At 61.9% G+C, this 25,895-nt stretch carries 32 protein-coding genes; 16 read left to right on the top strand and 16 right to left on the bottom strand.

Annotation, left to right across the window (positions count from 1 at the left end; genetic code table 11):
* Window positions 1-7: 7 nt before the first annotated feature.
* The 8 genes from DZG07_RS07540 to DZG07_RS07510 all read right to left on the bottom strand — a co-directional run bounded on the left by DZG07_RS07540 (window position 8) and on the right by DZG07_RS07510 (window position 5,167).
* The gene (locus DZG07_RS07540) at window positions 8-694 is read right to left on the bottom strand and encodes a GXGXG domain-containing protein (RefSeq protein WP_119815616.1); all 687 of its coding nucleotides are present in this window, start codon (window positions 692-694) and stop codon (window positions 8-10) included.
* Window positions 695-740: 46 nt separating this feature from the next.
* On the bottom strand, window positions 741-1,637 hold the full coding sequence (locus tag DZG07_RS07535; RefSeq protein WP_119815613.1) for a glutamine amidotransferase family protein: 897 nt from the start codon (window positions 1,635-1,637) through the stop codon (window positions 741-743).
* A 157-nt stretch (window positions 1,638-1,794) separates the two neighbouring features.
* Window positions 1,795-2,097 carry a hypothetical protein gene (locus DZG07_RS07530; protein ID WP_119815610.1) on the bottom strand — a complete coding sequence of 101 codons (303 nt, stop codon included), beginning with the start codon at window positions 2,095-2,097 and terminating at the stop codon, window positions 1,795-1,797.
* A gap of 2 nt (window positions 2,098-2,099) precedes the next feature.
* Complete coding sequence (locus tag DZG07_RS07525; RefSeq protein ID WP_119815607.1) at window positions 2,100-2,780, bottom strand: hypothetical protein; 681 nt, start codon at window positions 2,778-2,780, stop codon at window positions 2,100-2,102.
* A gap of 69 nt (window positions 2,781-2,849) precedes the next feature.
* Complete coding sequence (locus tag DZG07_RS07520) at window positions 2,850-4,259, bottom strand: amino acid permease (RefSeq protein ID WP_119815605.1); 1,410 nt, start codon at window positions 4,257-4,259, stop codon at window positions 2,850-2,852.
* A 9-nt stretch (window positions 4,260-4,268) separates the two neighbouring features.
* A complete protein-coding gene (locus DZG07_RS23765) occupies window positions 4,269-4,430 on the bottom strand; it encodes a hypothetical protein (RefSeq protein ID WP_091915136.1) in 162 nt (53 codons plus the stop codon).
* Between the two features lie 10 nt (window positions 4,431-4,440).
* Window positions 4,441-4,821 (bottom strand): hypothetical protein, encoded by a 381-nt coding sequence (locus DZG07_RS07515; RefSeq protein WP_119815602.1) that lies wholly within the window; start codon window positions 4,819-4,821, stop codon window positions 4,441-4,443.
* 28 nt (window positions 4,822-4,849) lie between these two features.
* A complete protein-coding gene (locus DZG07_RS07510; RefSeq protein ID WP_197716839.1) occupies window positions 4,850-5,167 on the bottom strand; it encodes a hypothetical protein in 318 nt (105 codons plus the stop codon).
* A gap of 348 nt (window positions 5,168-5,515) precedes the next feature.
* On the opposite strand from DZG07_RS07510, the gene DZG07_RS07505 reads away from it, so the two are divergent.
* The 4 genes from DZG07_RS07505 to DZG07_RS07490 are packed head-to-tail and all read left to right on the top strand — an operon-like array spanning window position 5,516 to window position 9,276.
* A complete protein-coding gene (locus DZG07_RS07505; protein ID WP_091915529.1) occupies window positions 5,516-6,649 on the top strand; it encodes an aminomethyltransferase family protein in 1,134 nt (377 codons plus the stop codon).
* 6 nt (window positions 6,650-6,655) lie between these two features.
* Entirely contained in the window at window positions 6,656-7,255 is a 600-nt protein-coding gene (locus DZG07_RS07500) for a dimethylamine monooxygenase subunit DmmA family protein (RefSeq protein WP_119815599.1), read from the top strand.
* Window positions 7,252-8,217, top strand: a complete 966-nt coding sequence (locus DZG07_RS07495; protein ID WP_119815597.1) for a PDR/VanB family oxidoreductase — start codon at window positions 7,252-7,254, stop codon at window positions 8,215-8,217. The genes DZG07_RS07500 and DZG07_RS07495 overlap by 4 nt, the downstream gene beginning before the upstream one ends.
* Window positions 8,218-8,235: 18 nt before the next feature.
* Window positions 8,236-9,276: a DUF3445 domain-containing protein gene (locus DZG07_RS07490; RefSeq protein WP_119815594.1), complete on the top strand. Its 1,041-nt coding sequence runs from the start codon at window positions 8,236-8,238 to the stop codon at window positions 9,274-9,276.
* Here the strand turns inward: DZG07_RS07490 and DZG07_RS07485 are convergent, their stop codons facing one another.
* Both DZG07_RS07485 and DZG07_RS07480 read right to left on the bottom strand, forming a co-directional pair.
* Window positions 9,277-9,936: an XRE family transcriptional regulator gene (locus DZG07_RS07485; RefSeq protein WP_244537910.1), complete on the bottom strand. Its 660-nt coding sequence runs from the start codon at window positions 9,934-9,936 to the stop codon at window positions 9,277-9,279.
* Between the two features lie 191 nt (window positions 9,937-10,127).
* Window positions 10,128-10,658: an SRPBCC family protein gene (locus tag DZG07_RS07480; RefSeq protein WP_091915149.1), complete on the bottom strand. Its 531-nt coding sequence runs from the start codon at window positions 10,656-10,658 to the stop codon at window positions 10,128-10,130.
* Between the two features lie 445 nt (window positions 10,659-11,103).
* Between DZG07_RS07480 and DZG07_RS07475 the strand changes: the two genes are divergently transcribed.
* Both DZG07_RS07475 and DZG07_RS07470 read left to right on the top strand, forming a co-directional pair.
* On the top strand, window positions 11,104-11,817 hold the full coding sequence (locus DZG07_RS07475; protein ID WP_091915531.1) for a helix-turn-helix transcriptional regulator: 714 nt from the start codon (window positions 11,104-11,106) through the stop codon (window positions 11,815-11,817).
* Window positions 11,814-12,584, top strand: a complete 771-nt coding sequence (locus DZG07_RS07470; protein ID WP_119815588.1) for a helix-turn-helix transcriptional regulator — start codon at window positions 11,814-11,816, stop codon at window positions 12,582-12,584. Before DZG07_RS07475 ends, DZG07_RS07470 begins: the two co-directional genes overlap by 4 nt.
* 56 nt (window positions 12,585-12,640) lie before the next feature.
* On the opposite strand, the gene DZG07_RS07465 is transcribed toward DZG07_RS07470, so the two are convergent.
* Genes DZG07_RS07465 through motA form a run of 6 tightly spaced genes read right to left on the bottom strand, consistent with a single transcriptional unit; the run spans window position 12,641 to window position 17,514 of the window.
* A complete protein-coding gene (locus DZG07_RS07465; protein WP_119815585.1) occupies window positions 12,641-13,087 on the bottom strand; it encodes a hypothetical protein in 447 nt (148 codons plus the stop codon).
* Window positions 13,084-14,166, bottom strand: a complete 1,083-nt coding sequence (gene flhB, locus DZG07_RS07460) for a flagellar biosynthesis protein FlhB (protein WP_091915154.1) — start codon at window positions 14,164-14,166, stop codon at window positions 13,084-13,086. Before flhB ends, DZG07_RS07465 begins: the two co-directional genes overlap by 4 nt.
* Window positions 14,167-14,187: 21 nt before the next feature.
* Window positions 14,188-15,201 carry a flagellar motor switch protein FliG gene (locus DZG07_RS07455; protein ID WP_091915155.1) on the bottom strand — a complete coding sequence of 338 codons (1,014 nt, stop codon included), beginning with the start codon at window positions 15,199-15,201 and terminating at the stop codon, window positions 14,188-14,190.
* A 40-nt stretch (window positions 15,202-15,241) separates the two neighbouring features.
* Entirely contained in the window at window positions 15,242-15,631 is a 390-nt protein-coding gene (gene fliN / locus DZG07_RS07450) for a flagellar motor switch protein FliN (protein ID WP_091915156.1), read from the bottom strand.
* Window positions 15,632-15,673: 42 nt separating this feature from the next.
* Complete coding sequence (locus tag DZG07_RS07445) at window positions 15,674-16,603, bottom strand: FliM/FliN family flagellar motor switch protein (protein ID WP_119821494.1); 930 nt, start codon at window positions 16,601-16,603, stop codon at window positions 15,674-15,676.
* A gap of 35 nt (window positions 16,604-16,638) precedes the next feature.
* Window positions 16,639-17,514: a flagellar motor stator protein MotA gene (gene motA / locus DZG07_RS07440; protein WP_091915157.1), complete on the bottom strand. Its 876-nt coding sequence runs from the start codon at window positions 17,512-17,514 to the stop codon at window positions 16,639-16,641.
* 192 nt (window positions 17,515-17,706) lie between these two features.
* Between motA and DZG07_RS07435 the strand changes: the two genes are divergently transcribed.
* From DZG07_RS07435 to DZG07_RS07390, 10 genes are all read left to right on the top strand, one after another.
* Window positions 17,707-18,825 carry a DUF1217 domain-containing protein gene (locus tag DZG07_RS07435; protein ID WP_091915158.1) on the top strand — a complete coding sequence of 373 codons (1,119 nt, stop codon included), beginning with the start codon at window positions 17,707-17,709 and terminating at the stop codon, window positions 18,823-18,825.
* A gap of 12 nt (window positions 18,826-18,837) precedes the next feature.
* Window positions 18,838-19,560, top strand: a complete 723-nt coding sequence (gene flgF, locus DZG07_RS07430; protein ID WP_091915159.1) for a flagellar basal-body rod protein FlgF — start codon at window positions 18,838-18,840, stop codon at window positions 19,558-19,560.
* A gap of 5 nt (window positions 19,561-19,565) precedes the next feature.
* The gene (gene fliI / locus DZG07_RS07425) at window positions 19,566-20,978 is read left to right on the top strand and encodes a flagellar protein export ATPase FliI (RefSeq protein WP_119815582.1); all 1,413 of its coding nucleotides are present in this window, start codon (window positions 19,566-19,568) and stop codon (window positions 20,976-20,978) included.
* Entirely contained in the window at window positions 20,959-22,098 is a 1,140-nt protein-coding gene (locus DZG07_RS07420; protein WP_119920254.1) for a hypothetical protein, read from the top strand. Before fliI ends, DZG07_RS07420 begins: the two co-directional genes overlap by 20 nt.
* Window positions 22,099-22,231: 133 nt before the next feature.
* Window positions 22,232-22,612: a flagellar basal body rod protein FlgB gene (flgB, locus tag DZG07_RS07415; protein ID WP_091915162.1), complete on the top strand. Its 381-nt coding sequence runs from the start codon at window positions 22,232-22,234 to the stop codon at window positions 22,610-22,612.
* Between the two features lie 5 nt (window positions 22,613-22,617).
* Window positions 22,618-23,034, top strand: a complete 417-nt coding sequence (flgC, locus tag DZG07_RS07410) for a flagellar basal body rod protein FlgC (protein WP_091915164.1) — start codon at window positions 22,618-22,620, stop codon at window positions 23,032-23,034.
* Window positions 23,034-23,360: a flagellar hook-basal body complex protein FliE gene (locus DZG07_RS07405; protein WP_091915167.1), complete on the top strand. Its 327-nt coding sequence runs from the start codon at window positions 23,034-23,036 to the stop codon at window positions 23,358-23,360. The genes flgC and DZG07_RS07405 overlap by 1 nt, the downstream gene beginning before the upstream one ends.
* Before the next feature lie 12 nt (window positions 23,361-23,372).
* Entirely contained in the window at window positions 23,373-24,161 is a 789-nt protein-coding gene (flgG, locus tag DZG07_RS07400) for a flagellar basal-body rod protein FlgG (protein WP_091915169.1), read from the top strand.
* A 5-nt stretch (window positions 24,162-24,166) separates the two neighbouring features.
* On the top strand, window positions 24,167-24,640 hold the full coding sequence (flgA, locus tag DZG07_RS07395) for a flagellar basal body P-ring formation chaperone FlgA (protein WP_091915171.1): 474 nt from the start codon (window positions 24,167-24,169) through the stop codon (window positions 24,638-24,640).
* Complete coding sequence (locus tag DZG07_RS07390; RefSeq protein ID WP_119815576.1) at window positions 24,637-25,890, top strand: flagellar basal body P-ring protein FlgI; 1,254 nt, start codon at window positions 24,637-24,639, stop codon at window positions 25,888-25,890. Before flgA ends, DZG07_RS07390 begins: the two co-directional genes overlap by 4 nt.
* Window positions 25,891-25,895: the final 5 nt, after the last annotated feature.

Raw genomic sequence — 25,895 nt, 5'->3', positions numbered from 1 at the left:
TCTTGCCTCAATACGCGTCGGCATTGTCGATGTTGAAATTGTAGAGCGTGCGGGCCGAGCCGTAGCGCGTGAACTCTTCCGGCTTGACGTCCTTGACGCCCGCGCGCTCGAGCAGATCCCTGAGCTTGGCGATATGCTCCGGCCGCATCTCCTTCTTGATGCAGTCAGCACCCAGGCTCTTGACGTTGCCGCGCACGAAAAGCTTTGCCTCGTAGATGGAGTCGCCCAGCGCATCGCCTGCATCGCCCAGCACTACGAGATGGCCAGACTGCGCCATGAAGGCGGACATGTGGCCGATATTGCCGTGGACGACGATGTCGATTCCCTTCATCGAGATGCCGCAGCGCGACGAGGCATTGCCCTCGATCACCAGCAGGCCGCCTTTGCCGGTAGCACCGGCATACTGGCTGGCGTCGCCCTTCACGATGATCGAGCCCGACATCATGTTTTCACCGACGCCGGGGCCGGCCGAGCCATGCACCGTGATGGTGGCTTCGCTGTTCATGCCGCCGCAATAGTAGCCGACGCTGCCGCGCACATCGACGTTGATCGGCGCGTCGACGCCCGCCGCGACCGCGTGGCTGCCCTTCGGGTTCAGCACTTCCCAGGCGGTCTCGTTGGAGCCGTTCTGGACGTTGTGAAGCGCCTGGTTGAGTTCACGCAGCGTTGACTTTGCAAGGTCGAAGACCTGCATGCCGGAGCTCCTTTCCGCTACATTGACGACATCGTGTTTCACGGTTTCAGTGCTCCCAGAAATAAACGGTGGAGGGTTCCGGCTCCCAGACCTTGGCGCCGTCGATGCCGGGCAGCTTGGCCAGTGCGCGATATTCGGAACCGAAGGCGACATACTGGTCGGTCTCGGCCAGAACAGCCGGCTTGCAGGCGATCGGATCGCGCACCACGCCGAAGCCGTTCTTGGTGCCGACGACGAAGGTGAAGAAACCGTCGAGATCGCTCAGGCTGGATTCCAGCGCCTGGCCCAGATCCTGCCCGTTGGAAATCTTGTGCGACAGGTAGGCGGCTGCGACTTCGGTGTCGTTTTCGGTCTCGAACGTCATGCCCTCGCGCTTCAGTTCGCGCCGCACATTGTTGTGGTTGGAAAGCGAACCGTTGTGCACGAGGCACTGGTCCGGCCCGGTCGAGAACGGATGCGCACCCATGGTGGTGACGGCGGATTCGGTCGCCATGCGGGTGTGGCCGATGCCATGCGTGCCGCTCATCTTCGAGACTTCGAAGCGCTCGGCGACCTTGTCGGGCAGGCCGACTTCCTTGTAGATTTCGATCGTGTCGCCCATGCCCATCACGCGCGCATCCGGGCGCAGTTCGGCAATGGCATCACGCGCAGCTTCGAGCTTGTCGCGCGGCACGTCGAGAACGGCGTGGGTGGATTTCACCAGCATCGTCACCGAAGCGCCGATCTTCTTGCCGAGATCGGCTTCCAGCCCGGCGAAATCGCGCGCTGGCTGCTGCGACTGGATCGTCAGCTTGCCGTGATCTTTTTGCGACGCTCCGTAGATTGCGATGCCGGCACTGTCGGGTCCGCGGTCGGTCAACAGAACCAGCATTTCCGACAGCATGGCGCCCAACTGAGGCTCCAGCGATTTATCCTTAAGAAACAGTCCAACAATGCCACACATCGGCCTGAACCTCCTTGCGAGTTTTCTGACTTCAATGGCTAGCAGTTTTGAAAATTGAGTTCAACCCATATGAATGTTTTTTTCATGTGAGAAAAGAAAGGGCGCAACTTGAAACAGCCCGGCGCCGTCCCCGGCGTGCCCTCTGTATGTCGTGGCATCACGCCGCTGGCGGCGTGTTTTCCTGCCTTCGCGCAAAGCGCCATTTCTCGTGCTGGATCCGCGCGATCTTATAGGCATCGAGCACGCAGAAACCATAGATCAGAATGGCTCCGGAATGGCGCGCGAAAAACGAGGCATCTGGTAGCAGCCTGATACCAACCCAGCCGAATACCGCCATGAAGAACAGGAACATCAGCGCGCGTTGTGCATAGCCGAGCAGAAGATGCCCGGAACCCGGCAGCAGGATTGCCGCCACGAGGATCGCCAGCGGCTTGAACGGCTCTTTCGCGTCGGCAACCATCGTCACGCTGCCACCTCCATCGGTTGGCGCAGATTGTAGACCACCGCCACCATCCGGGTAAGCACCGCTTCGATAAGGTCAGGATTGATGACTATGTCGCCGAAGTCCGCCTGCCGGAACACGCCATATTGCGCGCGGTTCGCTTCCGCGATCTGGATCACCATGCGCACGCCCTTGGGCGAGACCAGGAATTCCTTCATGCGCGGATTGGCAAACAGCGGCAAAGCCGGCGCGACCGCGCTCGGCGTCGGCATATTATGAGGATCGTCGCTGCGCAGAAGGCCATCGTCCGGCCATCCAACTGGTGATGTCACGATATGCGGCAGGTGGTCGAAGTTCGAAAAGCTCGTCGGCCCGGCAGGCCGCATCATGAAATCGAATGTGCCGCCAACGCTCGTTGCGATCGGTATCGTCACCTGAAGCCACAGGCTCGGCAGCTTGCGCACAGCGAGCGTGTCCACCACCGGGCGAAGCTGCACCGGCAGGCCGCGAAACTGCCCTTCCAAAACGGGATGGTCTGGTGCCTGAAGTTCACGCACGACCGGGTTTTCAAGCAGCTCTTTCACCGTACTGAACAGGAGCCCTTGCCGCTCAGCGGTCGTCTCGCGGCTGCGCTGGAACATGCGGATGAGATGCCACGCCACCAGAGCGAACAGCAGGATGCCGAGTGCGGTTTTCACCATGATCGCTCCGCTTGCCTTAAGATGTTTCGGCGGTCCGCACCTGTCGCGCGGGCCGCCGGTTTCAGGTCGTCAGTAGCCGACGGGCTTCGGCCACGGCATGGTGAACTGGTCGCCGCGCCGGACATATTTGTAGCGGTAGAAGTGGAACCAGACCGACACGACGATGTAGAACAGCGTCATGGCGATGAGCTGCGAACCGTAGCCGAGGAACACCGCGAAATAGGTGATGACGCAGATCGACAGAAGCGCGATCGCCGGCATCGGGTGGAACGGATGCGTATAGCCTCTGCGGATCGAGCCCAGCGGCCACTTCCTGCGGAACATCATGATGTTGATCGACATGAAGGTGTAGCCGAGCAGGCCCGACAGGATCGAGAAGGTGATCGCCTGGTTCAAGTCGGCGATGAAGGCGAAGGCCAGTGCGATCGGCAGCAGGAACAAGATCGACCGGTAGGGCGTGCGATATTTCGGATGCACCGCAGAGAACCATGTCGGCAGATACCGATCACGTCCGAGCGAGAACCAGGCGCGCGCCGCATCGTTGATGCAGCCATTCGCGGAAGCCACCGCCGCCAGCACCGTACCCCAGAACAGCAGCGTCTCGAGGAAGCCCGAACCCGTTGCCCTTGCCGCGTCGAACAGCGGGAAGAAGGTGAAGCCGAGATACTCCCACGGCAGCAGCGAAGCGCAGACATACCATGTCATCGCCGCGCCGATCAGCAGCGTGATCATGCCGGCCATCGTGCCATAAGGGAGCGACCGCGCCGGCGAGCGCACTTCTTCGGCGGCCTGCGTCGTGCCCTCGATGCCGAGATAGAACCAGATGCCGAAATGGAATGCCGCGAGCACGCCGATCCAGCCATAGGGCAGCGCGTTTTCCGGCGTGATGAGTTCGCCGAGCTTCAGCACCGTGCCCTGGCTCCACGGCTGGACCGAGAAGAACAGGACGATAATGGCAACGTAAGCGATCGCGGTGATGACGAAGTTGACGTTGAGCGTCATCAACACGCCGCGATAGTTGAGCCAGGCAAGCAGGACGATTGTGAGAACGACGAAGGCGTGCCGTTCCAGCCCTTCCGTTCCTGCCACGGTGACGATCAGGTCGCCGACCAGAATGGAATCGGACACTTCCAGCATCGTGTAGGCAAAGACGAGATAGAGAGCGACGTTGAAGGCCATGAGCGGGCCGACAATGTGCTTGGCCTGCGCATATTGGCCGCCGGCGGCGGCGACCGTGGACGTCACTTCGGAATCGATCATGGCGACCGAGGTGTAGAGCAGCCCAATGAACCAGCAGACGATCAGCGCGGCAAGCGAGCCGCCCTTGTCGACGGCAAAGTTCCAGCCGGTATATTCGCCGACCAGCACGATGCCGACGCCAAGTGCCCAGACATGGGCCGGGCCGAGCACGCGCAGCAGCGAAACCCGCTGGCCGGGCACCACCGTCGACGGTGAAGTTGTAATTGCAGCGTCAGTCATCGAACGCCCTCAGAGCTTGTGTTTTTCGGTGGCTGCCTCGATCTCGCCTTCACGCGAGGAGGTCAGCACGTCTTCCGAATAGGTCGTGTCGGTCTTGAACCAGTCGAAGAGCATCCAGGCGGCGAGAACCGCCGAAAGCGCCCAGGCGACATAGGAAAGTGTGAACCACATCGTTTCGCTCCTATTTCTTGTCGCCGAACTTTTCGTCGATCACTTCGCGGTATTCCTTGTCGGAGGCGCGGAAGAGAAAGATGAAATAGCCGACGACCACGACGACCATGACGAGCAGCGTGGTGATGTCCCAGGTGTAGTGGAACTTGTTCTGGATGATGTCGTGAGCGGTCGCCGGGTTGTAGCCGAGCTTCTCCCAGAAGCCGACCATCGTCGGGTTCTGGCCGAGGCTTTCCCAGGTCGGGTTATCGATCTTGTCGATGGCCTTGGAGACGCCAGCAAGGCCAAGCTTCAACGGCAGCCACAGCGCCACGAAAATGGCGACGACGATGAAGACGATGTCGAAAACCTGCATCGCCTTGGGTTGTTCCGGTGGTATGTATTTCGGCATTATTGTCCTCCCAAAACCTGCCGGTGCGTCAGAGATTCTTCTCCCGCTTCGCCGCGTCCAGATGCTGGATATCCAGCCCGTAGATGAAGTGCTTGTCTTCGGCGTAGTGCTTGACCATCGCCCGGATCGCGGCGGTGTTGAAAATCAGCACCGCGGCAGCCGCGACGACCACCGCCACCCTGATCCCGCTATTGGGAATGTAGGGCCAGGTCATGAACAGGACGAAGAGCAGGGTTATCCAGAGAAGTACTACGAGAAGCCACGCACCGCGCACGTCAGAGCGGTACATGGCCTCAATCCGCTGATTGAGGTCCGACATTTCTCTCCCTTTCGGCAGCGCTTTCATTGGCCTGGCTAAGCGCCGCTTTCCCCGTAGGAATTATACTGCCAGGCAACATTTTTGTTTGCGAAGAAAATACCCGCAGAAACTCGATGTCAAGGCGTATTTACGCGGCGTAAACCGTAACGCACCGGAATGTCGCCAGGCGGCGCGGCGCGAATTCAGCTCCGTTTTCTGCCAAAAGCCCACGATCGAGGGCTTGGCGGCGGCAATCCCTGATTTTGCCTGATAATGAAATTTTTTGCACTACAGTGTTGCGTGTCTGGAATTTTGAGGCACTATGGCCGGCAATCAAAGTTGCAGCATTTCGCGCGGGGGCGAAATCAAGCAAAGTGCAAATGGGAGATGTATCAGATGACTGCTTCGTGGAGATTCTCGACACTTGCGGATCGCCATCGCGCCCTCGGTTCCAAGCTCGAAGACTGGAGCGGCATGGGCACCGCCTGGACCTATGACAAGGACGCCGACGAGGAATATGTCGCGATCCGCACCAAGGCCGGGCTAATGGATGTCTCGGGCCTGAAGAAGGTCCACGTCAACGGCCCCCACGCCTCCCACCTGCTCGATCTTGCCACCACGCGCGATGTCGAGAAGGTCTATCCCGGCAAGTCAGTCTACGCCTGCATGCTCAACGAGGCCGGAAAATTCACCGACGACTGCATCCTCTACCGCATGGGTCCGAACTCATGGATGGTCGTGCACGGTTCGGGCACCGGCCATGAGGAATTGCAGCGCGCCGCCATGGGGCGCGACGTGTCGCTGCGCTTCGACGACAATCTGCACGATCTGTCGCTGCAGGGTCCGCTCGCCGTCGACTTTCTCGCCAAGCACGTGCCGGGCATTCGCGACCTGAACTACTTCCATCACATGCAGACGCGCCTGTTCGGCTTCCCGGTAATGATCTCGCGCACCGGCTACACCGGCGAGCGCGGCTATGAAATCTTCTGCCGCGGCCAGGATGCCGGCACGATCTGGGACACGATCCTCGCCGAAGGCAAGGACATGGGCATCATCCCCTGCCGCTTCACCACGCTCGACATGCTGCGCGTCGAGAGCTACCTGCTGTTCTATCCCTACGACAATTCCCAAAAATACCCGTTCGAAAACGAAGGCCCCGGCGACACGCTATGGGAACTCGGCCTCGACTTCACCGTCAGCCCCGGCAAGACCGGATTTCGCGGTGCGGAAGAGCATTACCGCCTGAAGGGCAAGGAGCGCTTCAAGATTTACGGCGTGCTGCTGGAAGGCAAGGAGCCGGCCGACGAAGGCGCGCCGATCTTCAAGGACGGCAAGCAGGTCGGCGTCGTCACCTGCGCCATGTATTCGCCGCTGGTCAAGAAATCGATGGGCATCGCCCGCATGCCGGTCGACTGCGCCGTGGCCGGCACGCCGCTTGAAATCCACAACGCCAGCGGCAAGATCAAGGCGACAGCACAACCGCTGCCCTTCGACGATCCCAAGAAGCTGAAGCGCACCGCAAAGGGTTGAGCCGGCATGACGGCAAAGACCATATTGAGCCGACCCGTCTACGGCACGCTCTCGCCGCAACAGGGAAAGCATCATCTCTTCATCGCCGACGCCGAGGGCGCGGCGGCGATCCTCGACATGACGAAGACCGCGCCCGCCGGCTTCTTCACCAACGCGCATATCATGTTCGTTCCCGGCAACACCGGCGCGAAATATGTCGAGCCGTTGAAGCAGCTCCAGCCGGCGCAATTCTATGAAGGCCCCTCGATCGCCAGCGCCCTGCCGCGCCTGCGCCAGACGCTGGCAACCGCACATATGGGCCTGCGCGTCTATCTCTCCGGCACCGAAGGGCTGATCGGCCAGGCCATGCAGGTTGCCCTTGAAGCCGGCATCGACCACACGTCGATCCAGACCGAGCAGCGCGGCTCGCTGGCGCGGCGGGTGCAATGCGTCCACTGCAAGGGCATCACCGAGAACGTGACGACCCAGCCGGCGACCTGTTCGCATTGTGGCCTGCTTCTTCTGGTACGCGATCATTACTCGCGCCGCATCGCCGCCTTCCAGGGCGTGTGCATCAATGCGGAGGACCCGACCGAGAACCCTCCAAAAGAGGAGATTTTCCGTTGAGCGCCGGAACAAGCAAGATCGACGTCACCGTCACCGATGTCATCCCCGTCAACGACTTGGTCAAGCGCTTCCATTTCCGGCGCACCGACGGCGCCATCCTGCCGACCTTTTCGGGCGGCGCGCATGTGGTGGTGGAAATGCGCGACGACGACCGCACCCGCCTCAACCCCTATTCGCTGATGAGTTCGCCGCTCGACACGACCGACTACACGATCAGCGTGCGGCGCGACGATGTTGGGCGCGGCGGCTCGCTGTTCATGCACAACCGGGTAAAACCCGGCCAGCGCATGGTCATCAGCAACCCGGTCAACCTGTTCTCGCTCGACCTAAGGGCCAAGAAGCACCTGATGATCGCCGGCGGCATCGGCATCACGCCCTTCATGGCGCAGACCTCGCAGCTTGCCGGCGAAGGCGGCAACTTCGAGCTGCACTACACCTGCCGCACGCAAGCGCTTGGCACCTATGCCGACGTGCTGCAGGCACGCTACGGCAGGCGCATCCATCTCTATCATGACGACCGCAACGAGAAGCTGCCGTTGGAAAAACTCCTGTCGTCGCAGCCCCTCGGCACGCATCTCTATATCTGCGGCCCCGCCGGCATGATCGACTGGGTGCGCCGGACAGCAGCTGAGGCCGGCTGGCCGAGCGAGACGGTGCACTACGAGCATTTCGCAGCACCCCAACCGGGCAAGCCATTCGATGTGAAGCTGGCCGTCAGCGGCAAGCAGATCCGCGTCGGCGAGCAGCAAAGCCTGCTCGAAGCCATCGAAGCGGCAGGCGTCGATCCGCCCTATCTCTGCCGCGGCGGCGTCTGCGGCCAGTGCGAAACCAATGTCGTCTCCTATGACGGCAAGTTCCTGCACAACGACCACTGGCTGTCGGAAGAAGAACACCGCTCCGGCTGCAAGATCATGCCATGCGTTTCGCGGTTCGAAGGAAAATCCCTCGTTCTTGAACGCTAGCTCAAAGGGGAAAGAAAAATGGGAATCAATTTCAGGAAGGAAACGTTTCGCGACGATTTCACCTTCAGGAACAGTCCCGAGCATATCAGGCGGTTTCCGTTCCCCTTCCATGAAGACGCCTACATGTATGCGGTCAACATCGAGCCGCATGTGCCAGGGCCGAAAGGCAGCGTGCTGGAGCACGGCATCGACGTCGACGAGCACTATGTCTCGGAGATGCACGACCGGGCGCTGGTGTTGGCGGAAGACCCGCTGCGCTGCCAGTCGCTGCCGCATATGACACTCGCCGGCTGGGACCTGCTCGAACTCTTGATGACTTCAAAGGCCGAGAGCTATCCCGAGCATTTCACGCTGACCCGCGACGGCGACAAATGGCACTGGATCAACCGGCCGCTCGGCATCGACGACCATTTCACCTTCGGCGACGTCTCGACCCTGCCCTATGGACCGATGGAATACATCACCCGTCAGAGCCAGGGCGATTTCTGCATCCTCGACCAGCGCGACAGCAATCTCTGGATGGATGCCGGCATCGTCACCACCCAGGCCGACTGGTCGCTCGATTTCGACATCGGCATGAACTTCTTCGAATGGCACGCCCCGGTGCCGCTGGCCCATGAAAAGGGCATCTTCACCCGCGCTCTGAAGTTCCTCGCAAACATCCAGCAGGGCGCGCCGGCGCGTCGCCTGAACTGGACGATGACCATCAATCCGCGCCTCGACACAAGCCCTGAGAATTATCACAAATGGGGCACCGACCGGGCGACGGTGACGCCGGAGAATGTCGGCCAGAAGGTCCATCTGCGCGTCGAGCTGCAAAGCTTCTGGCGCCTGCCGCGCTCCAATGCGCTGGTCTTCCCGATCCGCTGCTACCTGATCAAGATGGACGAGCTGGTGACCTCGCCGAAATGGGCGCGCCGCTTCCACCGCGTCCTGCGCGACCTGCCGACCGAACTTGCCGACTACAAGGGCCTGTCGCGCTACCGTCCGACGGTCATCGAATGGCTGTCGAAATATGACGACGGCGCACCGACCTCGCCGGGCTTTGGGCCGGATTGATCAGTCCCCGCCGCTGCCCTGCGGATAGGAGATGATCGAGAGATAGCGCATCGGCAGCTTGGTCAGTTCTTCGGGCCCATGCGGCGCATCGGCGTCGAAGAACAGGCTGTCGCCCGGCATCATCCGGTAGAGGTTGTCGCCGTGGCGGTACACCACCTCACCCTCCAGCATGTAGAGGAACTCCATGCCGTCATGCTGGAAGGTCGGAAACACGTCCGAATCCTCGCTGAGCGTGATGAGATAGGGCTCGACCACGACACCGCTGGTGTTCGAGCCGACATGGCCGAGCAGCGTATACTGATGCCCGGCGCGCGTACCGCGGCGTTCGACATCGACGCCCTCGCCGGCCTTGACGAAGACCGCATTGCGCTCTTCCTCGAAGCGGCGCAGGAACGCCGTCACCGGCACGCCGAGCGCCCGCGACAGGGATTGCAGCGTCGTCAGCGATGGCGAGGTGTTGCCGTTCTCGATCTTGGAGAGCATACCGAGCGAGATATTGGTCGCCGCCGCAAGGTCGGCAACCGTGATGCCGAGCTTCTTGCGGAAGGCGCGAACCTCGCGGCCGATCGCCACTTCCAGCACGTTTTCGCGCGTATCGCGCACCGCATGCGGGTTCTGCTTCAATGCTGTGTTGTGAAGGTCGCCTTCGACCACCTTCAATGGCCGTACCGAAACGCCCGCAGCTGGTTTCCCGGACTGCGTGGTTGCCTGTGAAGCCTTCTTTGCCAAGCCCGCCTCTCCTTGCGCTGAGATTTCACTCGCAGTGAATATTTTTATTCTCAGTACGCGTTTGTGGCAAGGGATGCAAGCTGCTTCAGGGCGTCAACAGCCAACCGGAAGCGCTGGTGGCATTACATAGGCAAAAGCTTCTCATACTCCTTTTCAAGCTCCATGTAGGTCGACCAGAAACCACGCGGCTTTCGCCCTGCCAGCTGATCCTCGAGGATACCGAGATGGGTGTGCCAGCCGCTGGCGACGCTGGTCATTTCCGGGCGATCGGCAAGCCTGCGATGGGTCAACACCATAAGAACGTCGTCTCCCTGCGGCGACAATTCGAAAGTCACTTCCGACTTGTCCCCGCCGCTGCTCGGCCAGGTGAAACTCAGCAAATGCGGCGGGTCGCATGCCGTCACCTCGCCGACATTCCTGAATTCCTTGCCGTTTTCCCCGAAACGCTCCGGTGTCGCCTCATGCGAAAGCTCGGAATGCCTGAAGCGAAGTTCGACCACCCCGCCGACATGATCCGCCATCGGCCCCGCCGCCAGCCAGACGCGGCGCTTTTCCGGCTCGGTCAGATAGGCCCATAGCCGGTCGATCGGCCCGGGAAACACGCGCTCCAGCCGAACCGTATTGGGTGCTGTGACAACACCGAATTCACGCATTGACCTTCTCCTCGCTCCGGTAATCTGAACGGATCGCATTAAACCATACAGTTCAATATGGCAGTCGCAAACGCATTGTCAACCATTCGGTTTAATATAACCGGCAGTGCCTTTGCCAACGCGCATAGGGCTGTAATCCAAATGACACTCGGATCACACGCTTTAACATTTGTTAATTTTTGGGTTTGCTGACGGATTCCGCTGGGTTAGATTAGACCCGAATCAGCCGGCCCGCGGGGGCCTGGCGAACCACTCAAAGTCAGAGTTCCGGAGTGTTTTCCGGCACAAGACGCGGCAGGTTTCGCGTGGTCCCGCAAGGATTCGGCCGATGGCACCACACCGTGCCAGGTGCGAGTTTTCGTAACAGGTGAAAGCGTTTTCAGGCTCAGCCGCTGGCGTCGCCAGGGGTCCGGGCATTTATATGGATTCCGGCCATTTTGGACACATGACAAGTCTAGCCGAGCAGCATCAGGATACCGGGGTAGCCGCCGTCAAATTGACATCGCGCGGTGACCTGACCGGTTTTCTCATGCAGCTCACGGCCACCATCGGCGCCGACAGCTACATGCTGGTCGCCATCCTGCACGACCAGGACAAGAGCGATGCGCGCATACTCGCCTCCAACTGGATCTACGACGCGATCGAACTCGCCGGGCATCAGCTGATCGCAAATCTCGCAACGAGCGCGCTTGCGGTTGCTCCCGGCATCAGGCCGCGCGGCATCGTCAGCGCGCACGCCCCTGCACTCGACGGCATGCTGAGCGGCGAGGACGCCAAGCTCCTTCACGTGCTCGGCCACTGCGAAATCTATGCGCTGAAACTCAATGTCGGCCGCCAGCGCCTGTTCATCCTCTTTTCCGCGGCCGTTCCTGGCCAGATCGACATCGGCGCGCTGATGAGGGCGCAGGTCGAGTGCTGCTATGCGCTCTCGCAGGCGCCGGCGCTGGTCGCGGCAGCCTCCATGCAGGATCCTCTTTCGGACCGCGAGCGCGAATGCCTGTTCTGGGTATCGGAAGGCAAGACCACGGACGAGGTGGCGGTGATCCTCGGCGTCTCGTCCAACACGGTCAACAGCTACATCACCCATGCGATCCGGAAGTTCTCGGCCAGCAACCGCGCCATGGCGGTGGCAACCGCAATCAGGAGCGGCATCATTTGACACAGGCAGCGGCGGCAAAGGCAGCGGACGTGTTGCTCGGCATCAGAAGAAACCCTTTTGGCGCCAACGTACCGGGCTCGGAGACGCATCCAGCCGTCACCATTCCCGACGCCGTGCGGCGTTGCCGCTGGATCGCCGTCGATATCAACGCCACCGGCTTTGGGCTGTTTCTCGTCAGCCCGTCCATGGAGCGGGCGCGCCTGGTTCCATGCTTCGATTCCGACTATCCGCGCGTATCGCTGCACACGAAATTCGTCTCCGGCAGCAATGGCGAGGATCTGGTGCAGCACACCCGCGTCTCCAGCCTGCCATGCTGGTGGAGCAGCGACGCGCGCTCGGCATCGGCAAGCACTCTGGCCGCGCTCGACTGGGCCGGGAAAATTTCACCTCTGGTGCCGGACAGTTCCGGCATAGCCTTCCCCGTTTATGCCGAGCGCGGCCAATGCGGGCTGGTGATCTTCTACGGCGCCGATATCAGCCTGCCGCCGGAGCAGCTTCACGAAATCCATGCCCGCTGCTTTGCGCTCTTCAGTGCCGTCGCGGTGATGCGGCCCGGCGACAGCGGCAAGGTGCCGTCGATCTCGAAACGCGAACTGGAATGCCTCAAGCTGACAGCCAACGGCTTCACCAGCGAAGACATCGCCAAGCTGCTGAAATTGTCGGTGCACACCGCCAACCAGTATCTCACCAACACCACGCAGAAGCTGAACGCCGTCAACCGCATGCACGCGGTGGCAAAGGCGCTGCGGATGGGATTGATCGAATGAGCAAGTCCAGGAAAAGTGTGTAGCGGTTTTCCGTCCGGAATTGCGTAAAAGCCGCCTTAGCTTTCCTCGGCGACAAGCCGCGTCACCGTCTTGCGAATCCGCGACTGTTCGAGCGACGCCTCCAGAAAAGCCGTGTTCTTGTCCGGGTCTTCGTCCGCCATATCGAAGGCGACGTAATTGACTTCCACCGACGCGTGAAGCGCCGTCAGTGTCAGGGCGAAATAGACGGTGGCGCCGGCCGGGCGCAATTCGAGGTCGAGCACGATGCGCGGATTTTCCGACCAGCCGACATGCGCTTCGCCGCCATGGCCGAGACGAAGCGTACCCGGCATGAAGAAAAGCTCGGCGGCTGAATCGACGATGTCTGAAATGCAGCCGAACTGTTCCAGCCTTATGAAGGCGATGTAATCCGCCACATCGACAAGGCGCAATTCGCTCACCACCTCCTGAATGGAGTTGGCGACGATGATCTCACGCGTCGATGCATGCGGCTGCTTGATCATGAGATCCCTTTGCGCGGCACCTTGTTGCCGTAAACGATGCGAACCAGTTCGGCGACGGCTTGGTAGAATTTAGCCGGTATCACACTATCCACCGAAACTTGCTTGTACATGGAGCGGGCCAGAGCCACGTCCTCGAAGATCGGAATGCCGTGTTCCTCGGCGATCTCGCGGATTTTCAGCGCCACCAGATCCTGCCCCTTGGCAAGAACCATCGGGGCCGCGTCCTCGTCGCGGACATATCTCAGCGCGATCGAATAATGGGTCGGGTTGGCGATGATCAGCGTGGCACGCGGCACCGCGTCCATCATGCGCCGCCGTGCCCGGTCGCGGCCGAGCGAGCGCAGGCGCGACTTGACGATCGGATCGCCTTCCGACTGCTTCATCTCGTCCTTGACCTCCTGCCTGGTCATGCGCAGGTCCTGGCGCCAGTGGAAGCGCGACCACACAAGGTCGACCGCCGCGATCAGCCCCATGACGAAGACGATCGAGACGATGATGTCGATGCCGATGGAACGCATGGTCAGGGCATACGCGGCGGGCTGGGTGATCATGCCGGAAAGCAGCAGGCGAATATCGCCGCTGAGCGTAAAGACCAGCACCAGCGTCACGAAACCCAGCTTGCCGAGCGATTTCAGGAACTCGACGAAGCCCTGTATGCCGAACAGGCGGGTCCAACCCTTGCTCAGCGATATGCGCTCGGCTTGCGGGCGTATGCGCTCGCCCACGAATTGCGGCATGTTCTGCAACACCGAAGCACCGACGCCGGCAACCACCAGAAGCACCATCAGGATGCCGAGAATCTTGGCAATCTCGATGAACACCACCTGATAAAGCTCGATCACATCCGGCGCCGTCGAAAGCGGCCAGGCTTCCGGTTTCTCCAGGAAGATCGACAGGAACATGCCGAGTTGGCTGATGCTGTCCTGCGCGAAGAACACGGCAAAGATCAGTATGGCGACGAACGAGGCCAGAAGTCCGGTTTCCTTCGAAACGGGCAGCTTGCCCTTTTCGACGGTGTCACGGATCTTCTTCTCTGTGGCTTCTTCTGTTTTGCTTTCTTTGTCGGCGCCCTCGGACAAGGTGTCCTCTCAGTGCCGGGTTCAGGCAGCGTGCTGCGTCGACGGAAGCTCGAAGGCGCCCTCGAGCGACATGCGGATGGCGGTGGACGCGACGCTGCGGCGTGCCTTCGTCACTTCGGCTGCCGAAATGCCGTCGACTTCCTGGCCAAGCTCGGCCTCGATCATGCGGCGCGCGCGCGCGCCGATCGAGGACAGCACCGCTTCCGTGATCTCGGGCGATGCGCCGCGCAGGCACAGCGTCACCAGTTCCGTGGACAGGCCGTCGAACAGCACCACGCGCGACTTCTGCGCCAGAAGCGGGATATCGTCGAAGGAGAACAGCCGCGCGCGGATGCCGTCGAGATCGCTCACGCCGGTCTCTTCCAGACCCTGCATGACTTCGTCGAGCTGCGACTTGTCCATCTCGTTAAGCAGGCTGGCGACGCGGGTCTGACCGACCGATATGTCCTTTTTCGCCCCTTCCGAGAGCACGCGGGTGCGCAACTGGTTCTCGACGATGCGGGTCGCGGCCTCGGGCACGGTCGTCATCGACATCATCCGCCGGATGATGTCGCCACGCTGCGGCTTCTCCAGCGCAAGCAGCACATTGGCCGCGACCGAAGGCGCCAGCTTGGACAGGATGACCGCCGAAGTCTGCGGGTGTTCGCTGGCGAGGAATTTCCCGAGCCGCTCCGGTTCGACCTTTTCCAGGTCCGGCCAGACCGGCGGCGGGCCTTGCGGACCGGCCACCTTCTTGCCGTTGCCCATGATCGCATCCATCTCCTCGGCCGAGAGGGACTCGTTCATGATCGTGTCCATCTGGTCGCCGGAATCGAGCAGGCCAGCACCCTCGGTGAATTCCGCCTCGAACTCCGCGACGATGCGCTCCAGGTCGCCTTGCGGGATGGTGCGCAAAAGCCGCGCGGCCTCGATCAGCGCCTTCAGTTCTTCCTGCTTGAAGAATTTCAAGAGCCGGCTCGCCGACGGCTTGCCCATCGCGACCAGAATGGCTGCGGCTTTCTGCGCGCGCGTCAGGTTCACAAGCGCCGTCGTCATGCGCCGAGCCTCCTGCAATTGGCGGGAGCGCGGAAATCCATCACGCGGGCTTCGCCGCAGTTATGATTTCGGTGAGCTTGATGCCGAAGCGCGACGGATCGCTCTCCAGCACGGTGATTTCGCCCCGCGCGATCTTGCGGCCATTGACGACAACGTCGACGGGCTCGCCGATACGACGATTGAGAGCGACGGTCGAACCCTTCTGCAAGGCCATCAGATCGGAGACAGGCATTTCGGTGCTGCCAAGCACGATCTGAACGTCGACGGGAATGTTCATGATCACGCCGGCATTCGACGCCTGCTGTTCAGCCTTGGCCTTGTCCGGCGAGCGCTTTTCCTCTTCCTGGAGAGCACCGCGCAATTCCTCGATCGCCCGGTTGAGCTGTTCTTCCGGAATATCGACATCCGGCGCCGGGTTGGTCTGGTTCATAGCCTTCTCCAATTCAGGTTCTTCTCGAAACGGCGCCGCGCGTCATCCCGGCAGCAGCGTATCGATGAAGTCCTGGCCGGCATCGAAAGGATGCCTGATTCGCACAGTGTAATTCTGCCCCAATTTGCCGAATTCACACACAAACAGTGTCTTGTTGCGCGCCGAAAGCCTTGCCTCCGACTGCGCCGTCTCTCCGAGCTCGATGATCTGTCCCGCTTGCAGCATGGCAATCTCGCCGAGTGTCATCTTGGCGAGCGGCATCGTCGCCTCCAGATTGACCTCCGAGCGCATGACTTCCTCGCTGAAACGGGTGCGCCATTCCGTCTCCGGTTCCGCACTCTGCTTCACGCCCGCGTCGCCGCGATGCTTGAGAAGCACGCGCTGCGGCATGGTCAGCGACACCTTGCCGACCGTGGCGCCCATCGAAACCGAAAAGACGACACGCACGGCGGGCCCGTCGCGGACAATGTGCTTCTTCAGTTCCAGGCCGGTGATCGCGGCAGGCAGAGGCAATCTGAACTCGAAGGCGCGCGGGCCGGAACCGTTGACCGCCTCGGCGATCTGCTGGAACACCATCGTCGCCACTTCCGTCTCCGTCGGCGACAATTCGCGGTTGATCGGCGAAACCGGCAGTTCGGGATCGCCGCCGAAAAGCGCGCTGACGATGATAGCAACGGCTGCCGCATCCATCGACAGGATCAGCGCATCGGGTGACGAGGTTGATGAAGCAACCGTCATCGCATGATGGCCGCTCGTCGGCCGCGCCTGCGCGAGCCGGGCCAGATCGACCGAGACGATGTCGAAACCGACCGGCACCGAAAGATTTTCGCCAAGACCCTGGATGATCGCCGGAAGCGCGCGCTCCGAAAGCGAGCGCGCCGCATCGAGGATGCGGTCGGGCTCACCCGTATCGCCGACAAGGCGTTCGACGATGAACGCTCGCGTCTCCGCTGGACTGGCTACGCTGCTCATGGCCGGCATGATTCCCGTTCAGACGCGACCATCTATCAGGCAGCCTTCTTGGCGTCGGCGGCAGTGTTCATGGTGCTTTGTTCGACCGCATCGATCGACGGCCGGTCGTAGGACGAAATCGTCTTGCGGCCGAATTCGATAGCCACCTGAGGCAGCGAGCCGTTCATGTAGGCGAGCAGCGTCTGCTTCACGATGATGTAGAGGCGGTTGTTCTTCTCGCGCACGATCTTGATCTTGGTGGCGACAGGCCCGACCACTGCATAGGACAGGAAAATGCCGAGGAAGGTGCCGACAAGTGCCGCGCCGATCAGCGCGCCGAGGATTTCAGGAGACTGGTCGAGCGCGCCCATCGCCTTCACCACGCCGAGCACCGCAGCCACGATGCCGAGCGCCGGCAGGCCGTCGGCCATCGCCGTCATCGCGTGATAGGGCTTGAGGCTGTCGGAACGGATCGTCTGGATCTCCTCGTCCATCAGCGCTTCGATCTCGTGCGAACGCGCATTGCCGATGATGATGAGGCGGCAGTAGTCGCAGATGAAATGCGTCAGGTCATGTTTCTTCAGGACGGTTGGGAAGGCCTGGAAGATCACCGATTCTTCCGGATTGTCGATATGAGCCTCGACCTCGCTGCGCGATTTGGTGCGCAGTTCGCGCATCAGGCTGTGCAGCACGCCGAGCGTCTCGAGATAGTCGCGCTCCTTCGGCACCGCCTGCTTGAAAGCCTCGACACAGGCCTTGCCGGTATCCTTCACCGTCTTCATCGGATTGGCGACCAGGAAGCACCCGAGTGCCGCGCCACCGATGATGACGAACTCCCATGGCTGCATAAGCACGTCGATGTGCCCGCCCATGGCCATGAAGCCGCCGAGCACACAGCCCAGAGTCACCGCAAAACCGATCAGAATGCCCACTGCCCGTCCTTCCGCAAGTCCTACAGCCTAATGCAATAGCGGCTGTGCCTTGTGTGAGGCTTGAATCGGGTTCGTATTTTTTTCGCAACCGCAAAAAATCACAAGCTGTTTCTGCATGCGTCTGCGATTCAGCTTCGCGCAAGGAAGTTGGTTTAGCTTCTCCGGATACTTTGGGCGGAGGCTTGCCACGCGATGACGACCTATACCAGCTACCAGCTCATTGCGAGCAACCTGACAAGGTCGCTCGACCGCGTCAGCAAGCAGCCCGTGGTGGATCGCGAGACCAAATATTATCTCGAAAACATCTCCAAGGTGAAGACGATCGACGAGTTCGTCTCGAACACCCGGCTGTTCAACTACGCGATGAAGGCCCATGGGCTGGAAGACATGGCCTATGCCAAGGCGTTCATGGAGAAGGCGCTGAAGGAAGGCATTTCGGATCCGAACAGCTTCGCCAACAAGCTCAGCGACAAGCGTTACGCCGAATTCGTCCGCAGCTTCAACTTCGCCGCCCGCGGCGAAGAGACGACCACTTACAACATGGCGCAGCAGTTCACCGCTGAGAACTACGCCACCCAGATCAAGATCAACGGCGGCAATCCCGACTCCGATGCAGTGAAGGCCGAGACGACCTACTACCTGGCCAATATCGTCAAAGTGAAGTCGATCGACGAGCTGATGAAGAATGATCGGCTGGTCAGCTATATCAAGACCGCCTACGCGATGGACCCGGAAATCGACACGAACGATTTTCTGCGCAAGATTCTCGAGGGCGGTGTCCGCGATGAGAACAGCCTCGCAAACAAGCAGGAGGAGCCGCGCTACGCTGCCTTCGCGACAGCCTTCAACTTCGAGGCCTATGGTGAGAAGGCAACGACCTACGTCTTGTCCCAGCAGCCCGTCACCGACAAATATCTCCGCCAGTCGCTGGAACAGGACGCTGGTGCGCAGAATGAAGGCGTGCGGCTCGCGCTCTATTTCCAGCGCAATGCCCCAAACATCACCAATTTCTACGAAGTCCTCGGCGACAAGGCGCTTGCGCAGGTCGTCCGCACCGCGCTCGGCCTGCCCGACGCATTCGCGCAGGCCGACATCGACAAGCAGGTCAAATATTTCGAGTCGCGGCTGAAGATCGAAGACCTTTCCGATCCCGACAAGCTCGGCAAGTTCATCCAGCGCTTCACCGCGCTCTGGGAAATCGAAAATCCCTCGACGTCGGCCGCTACTTCGCTGACGGTGCTGTTCAGCCAGCCGGCCGAATATGGCGTGTCGACGAATCTGCTGCTCTCCATCCAGTCAATGAAACGCTGAGGAACATATAAAGTGCAGGATGGTCTCTACGTCGCCCTCTCGTCCCAGATCGCGCTGGAGCGCCGGCTCAACACGATCGCCGACAACGTCGCGAATGCCTCGACGGTCGGCTTTCGCGCCACCGGCGTGAAGTTCGAAGACGTCGTCTCGGGCGTCGGCGAAAAATCCGTGTCCTTCGCCTCGACCGGCGACACCTATCTGTCGACGCAGTCGGGATCGTTCCGCGAAACCGGCAATCCGTTCGACTTTGCCATTCGCGGCGATGCCTGGTTCGGCATCGAGACGCCGGCCGGCACCATCATGACCCGTGACGGCCGCTTCACCATGCTGGAGACCGGCCAGCTCGTTTCCATCGAAGGCTATCCCGTGCTCGACGCCGGCGGCGCGCCGATCCAGCTCGACCCGCGCAACGGCGCACCTCAGGCAGGTGCCGACGGCGTGCTTCGCCAGGACGGCCAGCTCGTCGCGGCAATCGGCCTCTACGAATTCAACCCCGGCACCAACTTCCAGCGCTACGGCAATTCCGGCATCATCCCCAACGGCCAGCCCGATCCTGTGGTGGACCGCATCGATGTCGGCGTCGCACAGGGCTTCGTCGAAGATTCCAACGTCAACCCGATCCTGGAAATGACGCGGCTGATCGGCGTCCAGCGTGCCTTCGAACAGACAGCCGCCCTGATGCGCAGCTCCGAGGAGACCTTCGGCGAAGCCGTCCGGACGCTCGGCTCGAAGTAGTGTAAATGACCAACGCCCAGCCGGTCGCAGCCAACCCGGACCTTCAGCCTGCGCATCATGAGAACAGGTTGACCATCCTGGAGCGGAGCTATCATCGCTTCGCCGACGCGCGCACCATCGTCAAACGCGGTGGGCGGATCACCGAAGTATCGCCGACGCACTACCATGTCCGCGGCCTTTCCGGCACGGCAAGGCTCGGCGACATCGTCGAGCATCGCGGCCAGAACGGAACGCGGCGGGGCGAGATCATCCAGATCGGCTCGCAGGACGTACTGGTCGCACCCTTCGAACGCACCGCCGATGCCGGCGTCAACGACCTTGTCTTCAACCGCGGACCCTTCGCCGTTGCACCGCATGTCACCTGGCGCGGACGCGCCATCGACTCGCTCGGCCGGCCAATAGACGGCGGCCCGGCTCTGGTTGAAGGAGATATCCAGGACGCAGCCGATTCCGTGCCGCCGGCCGCATTGTCACGCCAGCGCGTCGAAACCTCGTTTCTCACCGGCGTCCGCGTCATCGATATCTTCACGCCGATCTGCTTCGGCCAGCGCCTCGGCATCTTCGCCGGTTCCGGCGTCGGCAAGTCGACACTGCTCGCCATGCTTGCGGGTGCGGAAGCCTTCGACACTGTCGTCGTTGCGCTCGTAGGCGAACGCGGCCGCGAGGTGCGCGAATTCCTCGAAGACACGATCGGTCAGGCCAGCATGGCCAAGACGGTCGCCGTCGTCGCCACCAGCGACGAAAGCGCCATGATGCGCCGCCGCGCGCCCGACACCGCCATGCGCGTCGCAGAGCATTTCCGCGAGCGCGGCGACCGCGTGCTTCTGGTCCTCGATTCGATCACGCGCTTTGCCCATGCGTTGCGCGAAGTCGCCATAGGCACCGGCGAGCCGCCGATCGCGCGCGGTTATCCCGCGTCCGTCTTCACCGACCTGCCCAAGCTGCTCGAACGCGCCGGCCCCGGCGTCGAGGGAACGACAGGCTCCATTACGGCGATCATTTCGGTTCTCGTCGACGGCGACGACCACAACGATCCCGTCGCCGATTCCGTGCGCGGCATTCTCGACGGCCACATCGTGCTCGACCGCGCAATTGCCGAACAGGGCCGCTACCCGGCGGTCAATCCGCTGTCATCCATTTCGCGTCTGGCCGGCAAGGCCTGGAGCAATGACGAACGCGCGCTGGTAACCCGGCTGAAATCTATGATTTCACGCTTCGAAGATACGCGCGACATCCGCCTGCTCGGTGCCTATCAGGCGGGCGCCGACGCCGAGCTCGACCTGGCGGTGCGTCAGGTGCCCGTGGTCTACGAAGTTCTGACCCAGTCGCCGGCCGACCCGCCCTCGCCCGATCCGCTCGCCGATCTCGCCCGTCATCTCAGAGCCAAGGAAAAGCCCGATGCAGCTCCGGGAAATTGAACACGCCCTCCGCGCCATGCTCGACGAGAGCAGGGCCAGGGAGGAACAAACCGGATGGCGGGCAGTCCGGCGGCGTCTGCGCGAGCTCAAGCAGAGCACCAGCCGCATCTTCAGCAGGAGCAGAAGATGGGACGAGGAGACACGGCGCTGGTCCTGGCGGCGGCGCCTGAAACCGGCGCAGGTCGAAGAGACCCTCGAAGATATCCCCGAACAGAATGAGGCCGAGGTCGAGCGCTCCGGCTGGCGGCTTTTTCGGCGTAGCGCCAAGCCCGGATATTTCGAACAGCGCCGCCAGGAATTGGCCAACGCAAGCAGGGCGGAAAGGGAAAAGGAGGTGCTGCAGCAACTCCATCCCGACCCGCAACCCAGAAGCGTCGAACGCGAACTGCTGGACATAATCGAGGAAAGCACGCCGGAGCGGGTAACGCTCAAGGCGAGACCATCGACGCAATCGACAAGAACCGAACCGGCGCGCAACGAAATACGCAAGGCCGAGAAGGAAAAGGCCGGCTGGCGTCCGTTCCAGCGTGCCAAGCCGGCTGCCGTCGCCACGGCTAAAGCCAGACCCGCACCTGCCCGGGCGCCCATGCGCCCGACAGTGCCGGTCAAAGCTCTCCGCAACCCGGATCGTCGCAGCGATCTGGTCATTGCCGGCCTTGGTGTCGGGCTCGGCCTCTTCTGTGCGCTTTTTCCCTGGTACGTCTTTCTCAATCAGGAGAAGTTCGGCGTGCAGGCCCTGCAGTTCAGTGGCAGTGGCCAGGGCACCCGCCCGGCCCGGATAGCTTTTTCTTCGCGCTATGAGACTGTCGAGGCACCCTTCGCCGACGAGGATCTTCCATTCGGAAAACTCGATCCCTTCGTCACGGCCTCCTTGCCGAGCGACGATGTGCCGAGGGTAGCGTCTGCACTCGCCGATCAGCCGTTTCCCGGTGAAGAGGCGACGTTCAGCCTGGTCCATGTCGTCAACGGCCGCGCCATGATCGAAGACGAAACCGGCCTGTGGGTCGTTCAGCGCGGCTCGCTCCTGCCCGACAACAGCCGCGTCGCCAGTATCGAGCTGCGTGGCAAGAAATGGGTGCTCGTCACCAGCGCAGACAAGATCGTCGAGCTTTCGCAGTAGCGATCAGACCGTGACCCCAAAAAGCGGACGCCGGTTTTTGGAAAAGGTCATGGTCAGCCAATAACTGCAAGCCAGCCGCAAGGCCCGCGCAAGACTGGCTGCCTACAGTGTGGAAATCTGCCCGGAGATTTCTATGCAGCCTGTCAATTTGTTCAATCTCGCTTCCCAGCAATCCGACTGGCTGGCTGTTCGCCAGTCGGCGATCGCCGGCAACATCGCCAATGTGAATACGCCCGGCTACGGCACTGCCGAAATCGAGCCTTTCGAGAAGGTGCTCGACAAGCGCCGCGTCGCCATGAGCGCCACGCAGGAAGGCCATTTCGCCGGCGGCATCTCCAAGGCCGCCTATGCCGTCCGCAACGAGGACGGCAAGAACTCGGTGCTGCCCTCGGAAAACACCGTCGTGCTCGAAAACGAGCTGATGAAGGCCGGCGAAGTGCGCCGCACCTTCGAGTTGAATACCGCAATCGTCAAGGCGTTCCACCGCATGATGATGCTGACCGTGAAGGGCTGACCCGGATGGACGCACTCACCGCCACGCTCAAGGTCGCAGCCTCCGGCCTCACCGCCCAGTCGGAAAGACTGCGCATCGTCTCGGAAAACCTTGCCAACGCGCAGTCGACCGGCAGCACGCCCGGCGCCGACCCCTATCAGCGCAAGACCATCATCTTCTCCGCCGAGGTCGATCGCGCCGTCGGCGCATCGACGGTGGATATCGCCGCGATCAATCGCGACCAGACGGCTTATCCGGTCGAGTTCCTGCCCGGCCACGAGGCAGCCGACGAGAACGGCTACGTCAAGATGCCCAACGTCAATGTGTTGGTCGAAATGGCCGACATGACTGAGGCAAACCGCTCCTACGAAGCAAATCTCCAGGTCGTCAAACAGGCGCGCGACCTCATTTCCATGACCATCGACCTGATGAGAGGCAACTGATGATCACCGGCATCGGCGCAATAGGCACGAAACTCCAGCCGAGCGGTGTCGAGAACACCATCGGCCTCTCCCCCGGCAGTCTCGGACAGACGGCCGGAACCGACATCGGCCAGTCCTTCGCGACAATGGTTTCGGAAGCCGCCAACCGCACCATCGACACGCTCAAGGGTGCCGAGAACGTATCGGTCCAGGCGCTTCAGGGCGACGCCGACATGCGCAAGGTTGCCGATGCGGTGATGACCGCCGAGCAGTCTCTCCAGGCGGCGGTCGCCATCCGCGACAAGATCGTCACCGCTTATCTCGAAGTCAGCCGCATGGCGATCTGAGGACAATAGATCATGAAAGCACTCGCCATCGCCGCCACCGGCATGAACGCCCAGCAGACCAATCTGGAAGTCATCGCCAACAACATCGCCAACATCAACACCACCGGCTTCAAGCGGGCGCGTGCCGAATTCTCCGACCTGCTCTACCAGGTTGACCGCATGCAGGGCGTGCCCAACCGGGCCAATGCCAATGTCGTGCCGGAAGGCGTCACGATCGGCCTCGGCGTCAAGACCTCCGCAGTGCGCAACGTCCACGTTCAGGGCGGGCTCACCAGCACCGGCAACAAGCTCGATCTCGCGCTGACCGGCACCGGCTGGTTCCAGATCGAGGGCGCCGACGGCCAGACCCTCTACACCCGCGCCGGCTCCTTCAACACCAACGCCACCGGCCAGCTCGTCACCGTCGACGGCTTCAACGTCCAGCCGGCGATCACCGTTCCGGCCGATGCCGTCGAGGTCGTCGTCAACAAGACCGGCCAGGTGTTTGCCCGCATCGACGGCCAAGCCGACCTTCAGGACCTCGGCCAGCTGACGCTGGCGACCTTCGCCAACGAGGCCGGCCTTGCGCCGCTCGGAGACAATCTCTTCCAGGAAACCCCTGCCTCCGGCGTCGCCAATGTCGGCGTGCCGGGCGATCCCGGCTATGCCACGGTCGAGCAGGGTTACCTCGAGAACTCCAACGTCGATCCGGTCAAGGAAATCACCGAGCTGATCTCTGCCCAGCGCGCCTACGAGATGAACTCCAAGGTCATTCAGGCCGCCGACGAAATGGCTGCCGTGGTCTCCAAGAACATAAGGTGACGAGAATGATGCCGCGCGCATTTCACAGCCTGATTGTTGCGGCCGCCGCCGGACTGGCGCTGCTGACGGGCGCGGCTGTTTCCTTTGCCGGCGAGACGGTGACCATCCCCAATCGCGTCATCTATCCCGGCGAGACCATTCCTGCAGAGGCACTCAAGGAAGTCACCTTGAGCCAGGGCAAGCAGCCGCCGGCTGCCGTTGCCATGGCAAGGACCGACATCGAAGGCAAGATCGCACGCCGCACGCTGCTGCCGGGCCGTTACATCCCGCTCGCGGCGGTGCGCGACGCCTTTCTCGTCGAACAGGGTGCTGCGGTCCAGGCACTGTTCGTCTCGGGCGTACTCACCATCTCGGCGGCTGCCGTGACGCTTCAGCCAGGTTCGGCCGGCGACATGATCAAGGTCCGCAATCTCGACAGCGGCAAGGTACTATCGGGCACCATCATGGCCGATGGCTCCGTACGGGTCAGCGGCCTATGATGCGCATAATTTCACTGGTTCTGGCTTTCCTGATCGGGCTTCAGCCGGCCCTGGCCGACGGCCCCGAGGGCAAGATCCCCGGTCGCGTCAACGGCGCGGCCATCGACACGAATGCGCGCGTGCTTGCCGCCACCGGCGGCGCGGGCGGTGCCTATGGCGACGAAGGCTATGACAATCGCGGCCGGCGCCTGCCCGGCGGCAACGGCCCGATCTCGCGCATCAAGGACATTGCCCGGCTGCAGAGCGCGCGTGACAACCAGCTCGTCGGCTATGGCCTGGTCATCGGCTTGCAGGGTTCGGGCGATAGTCTCCGCAACTCGCCCTTCACCGAGCAGTCGATCCGCGCCATGCTCGAAAATCTCGGCATCGCGTCCGAAGGCGGCCGTGCCCGCGCCAAGAATGTCGCCGCCGTCATCGTCACCGCCAACCTACCGCCCTTCGTCCAGTCCGGCGCGCGCATCGATGTCAGCGTCTCTTCCATGGGCGATGCAATTTCGCTGGCCGGCGGCACACTGATCATGACGCCGCTGAAGGCAGCCGACGGCGAAATCTACGCTGTGGCGCAAGGCCCCGTCTTCATTGCCGGCTTCGAGGCCCAAGGCCAGGCCGAGCGCGTGACACAAGGCGTACCGACGGCCGGTCGCGTGCCCAACGGCGCCATCGTCGAGCGTCAGGTGCAGGCGGCAATGGGCGACCAGTCGCTGCTCACCCTTCAGCTTCTCAACGCAGACTTCTCCACCGCCGTGCGCGTCACCGACGTCATCAACGATTATTCCCGCGCCCGCTTCGGCAAGCGCGTTGCCAGCGAGCAGGATTCGCGCACCGTCATGATCCGCAAGCCGGAGGGCATTTCGCCGGCGCGCTTCTATGCCGAGCTTGAAAATCTGGTCGTGGAATCCGACGTACCCGCCCGCGTCGTCGTCGATGAGCGCACCGGCACGATCGTGATCGGCCAGGATGTGCGCATCTCGCGCGTTGCCATCAGTCACGGCACGCTGACCGTGCGCATCACCGAAACCCCGACGATCGTCCAGCCGGAGCCGTTCTCGCGCGGCGTCACCGCGGTCGAGCCGAACACCGCCATCGACATCGCCCAGCCCGACGCGAAGGTTGCGCTCCTTGACGGGCCCGATCTCGAAACGCTGGTTTCCGGCTTGAACCGGCTCGGCGTCAAGCCGGCGGGCATCATCGCGATCCTTCAGGGCATCAAATCCGCCGGCGCCCTGCAGGCCGATCTCGTGCTGCAATAGGTGAA

Origin of the sequence: Mesorhizobium sp. DCY119 (assembly GCF_003590645.1) — a bacterium.
In the GTDB taxonomy this organism is placed as follows: domain Bacteria; phylum Pseudomonadota; class Alphaproteobacteria; order Rhizobiales; family Rhizobiaceae; genus Mesorhizobium_M.
This window is presented reverse-complemented; position numbering and strand designations above follow the sequence as displayed.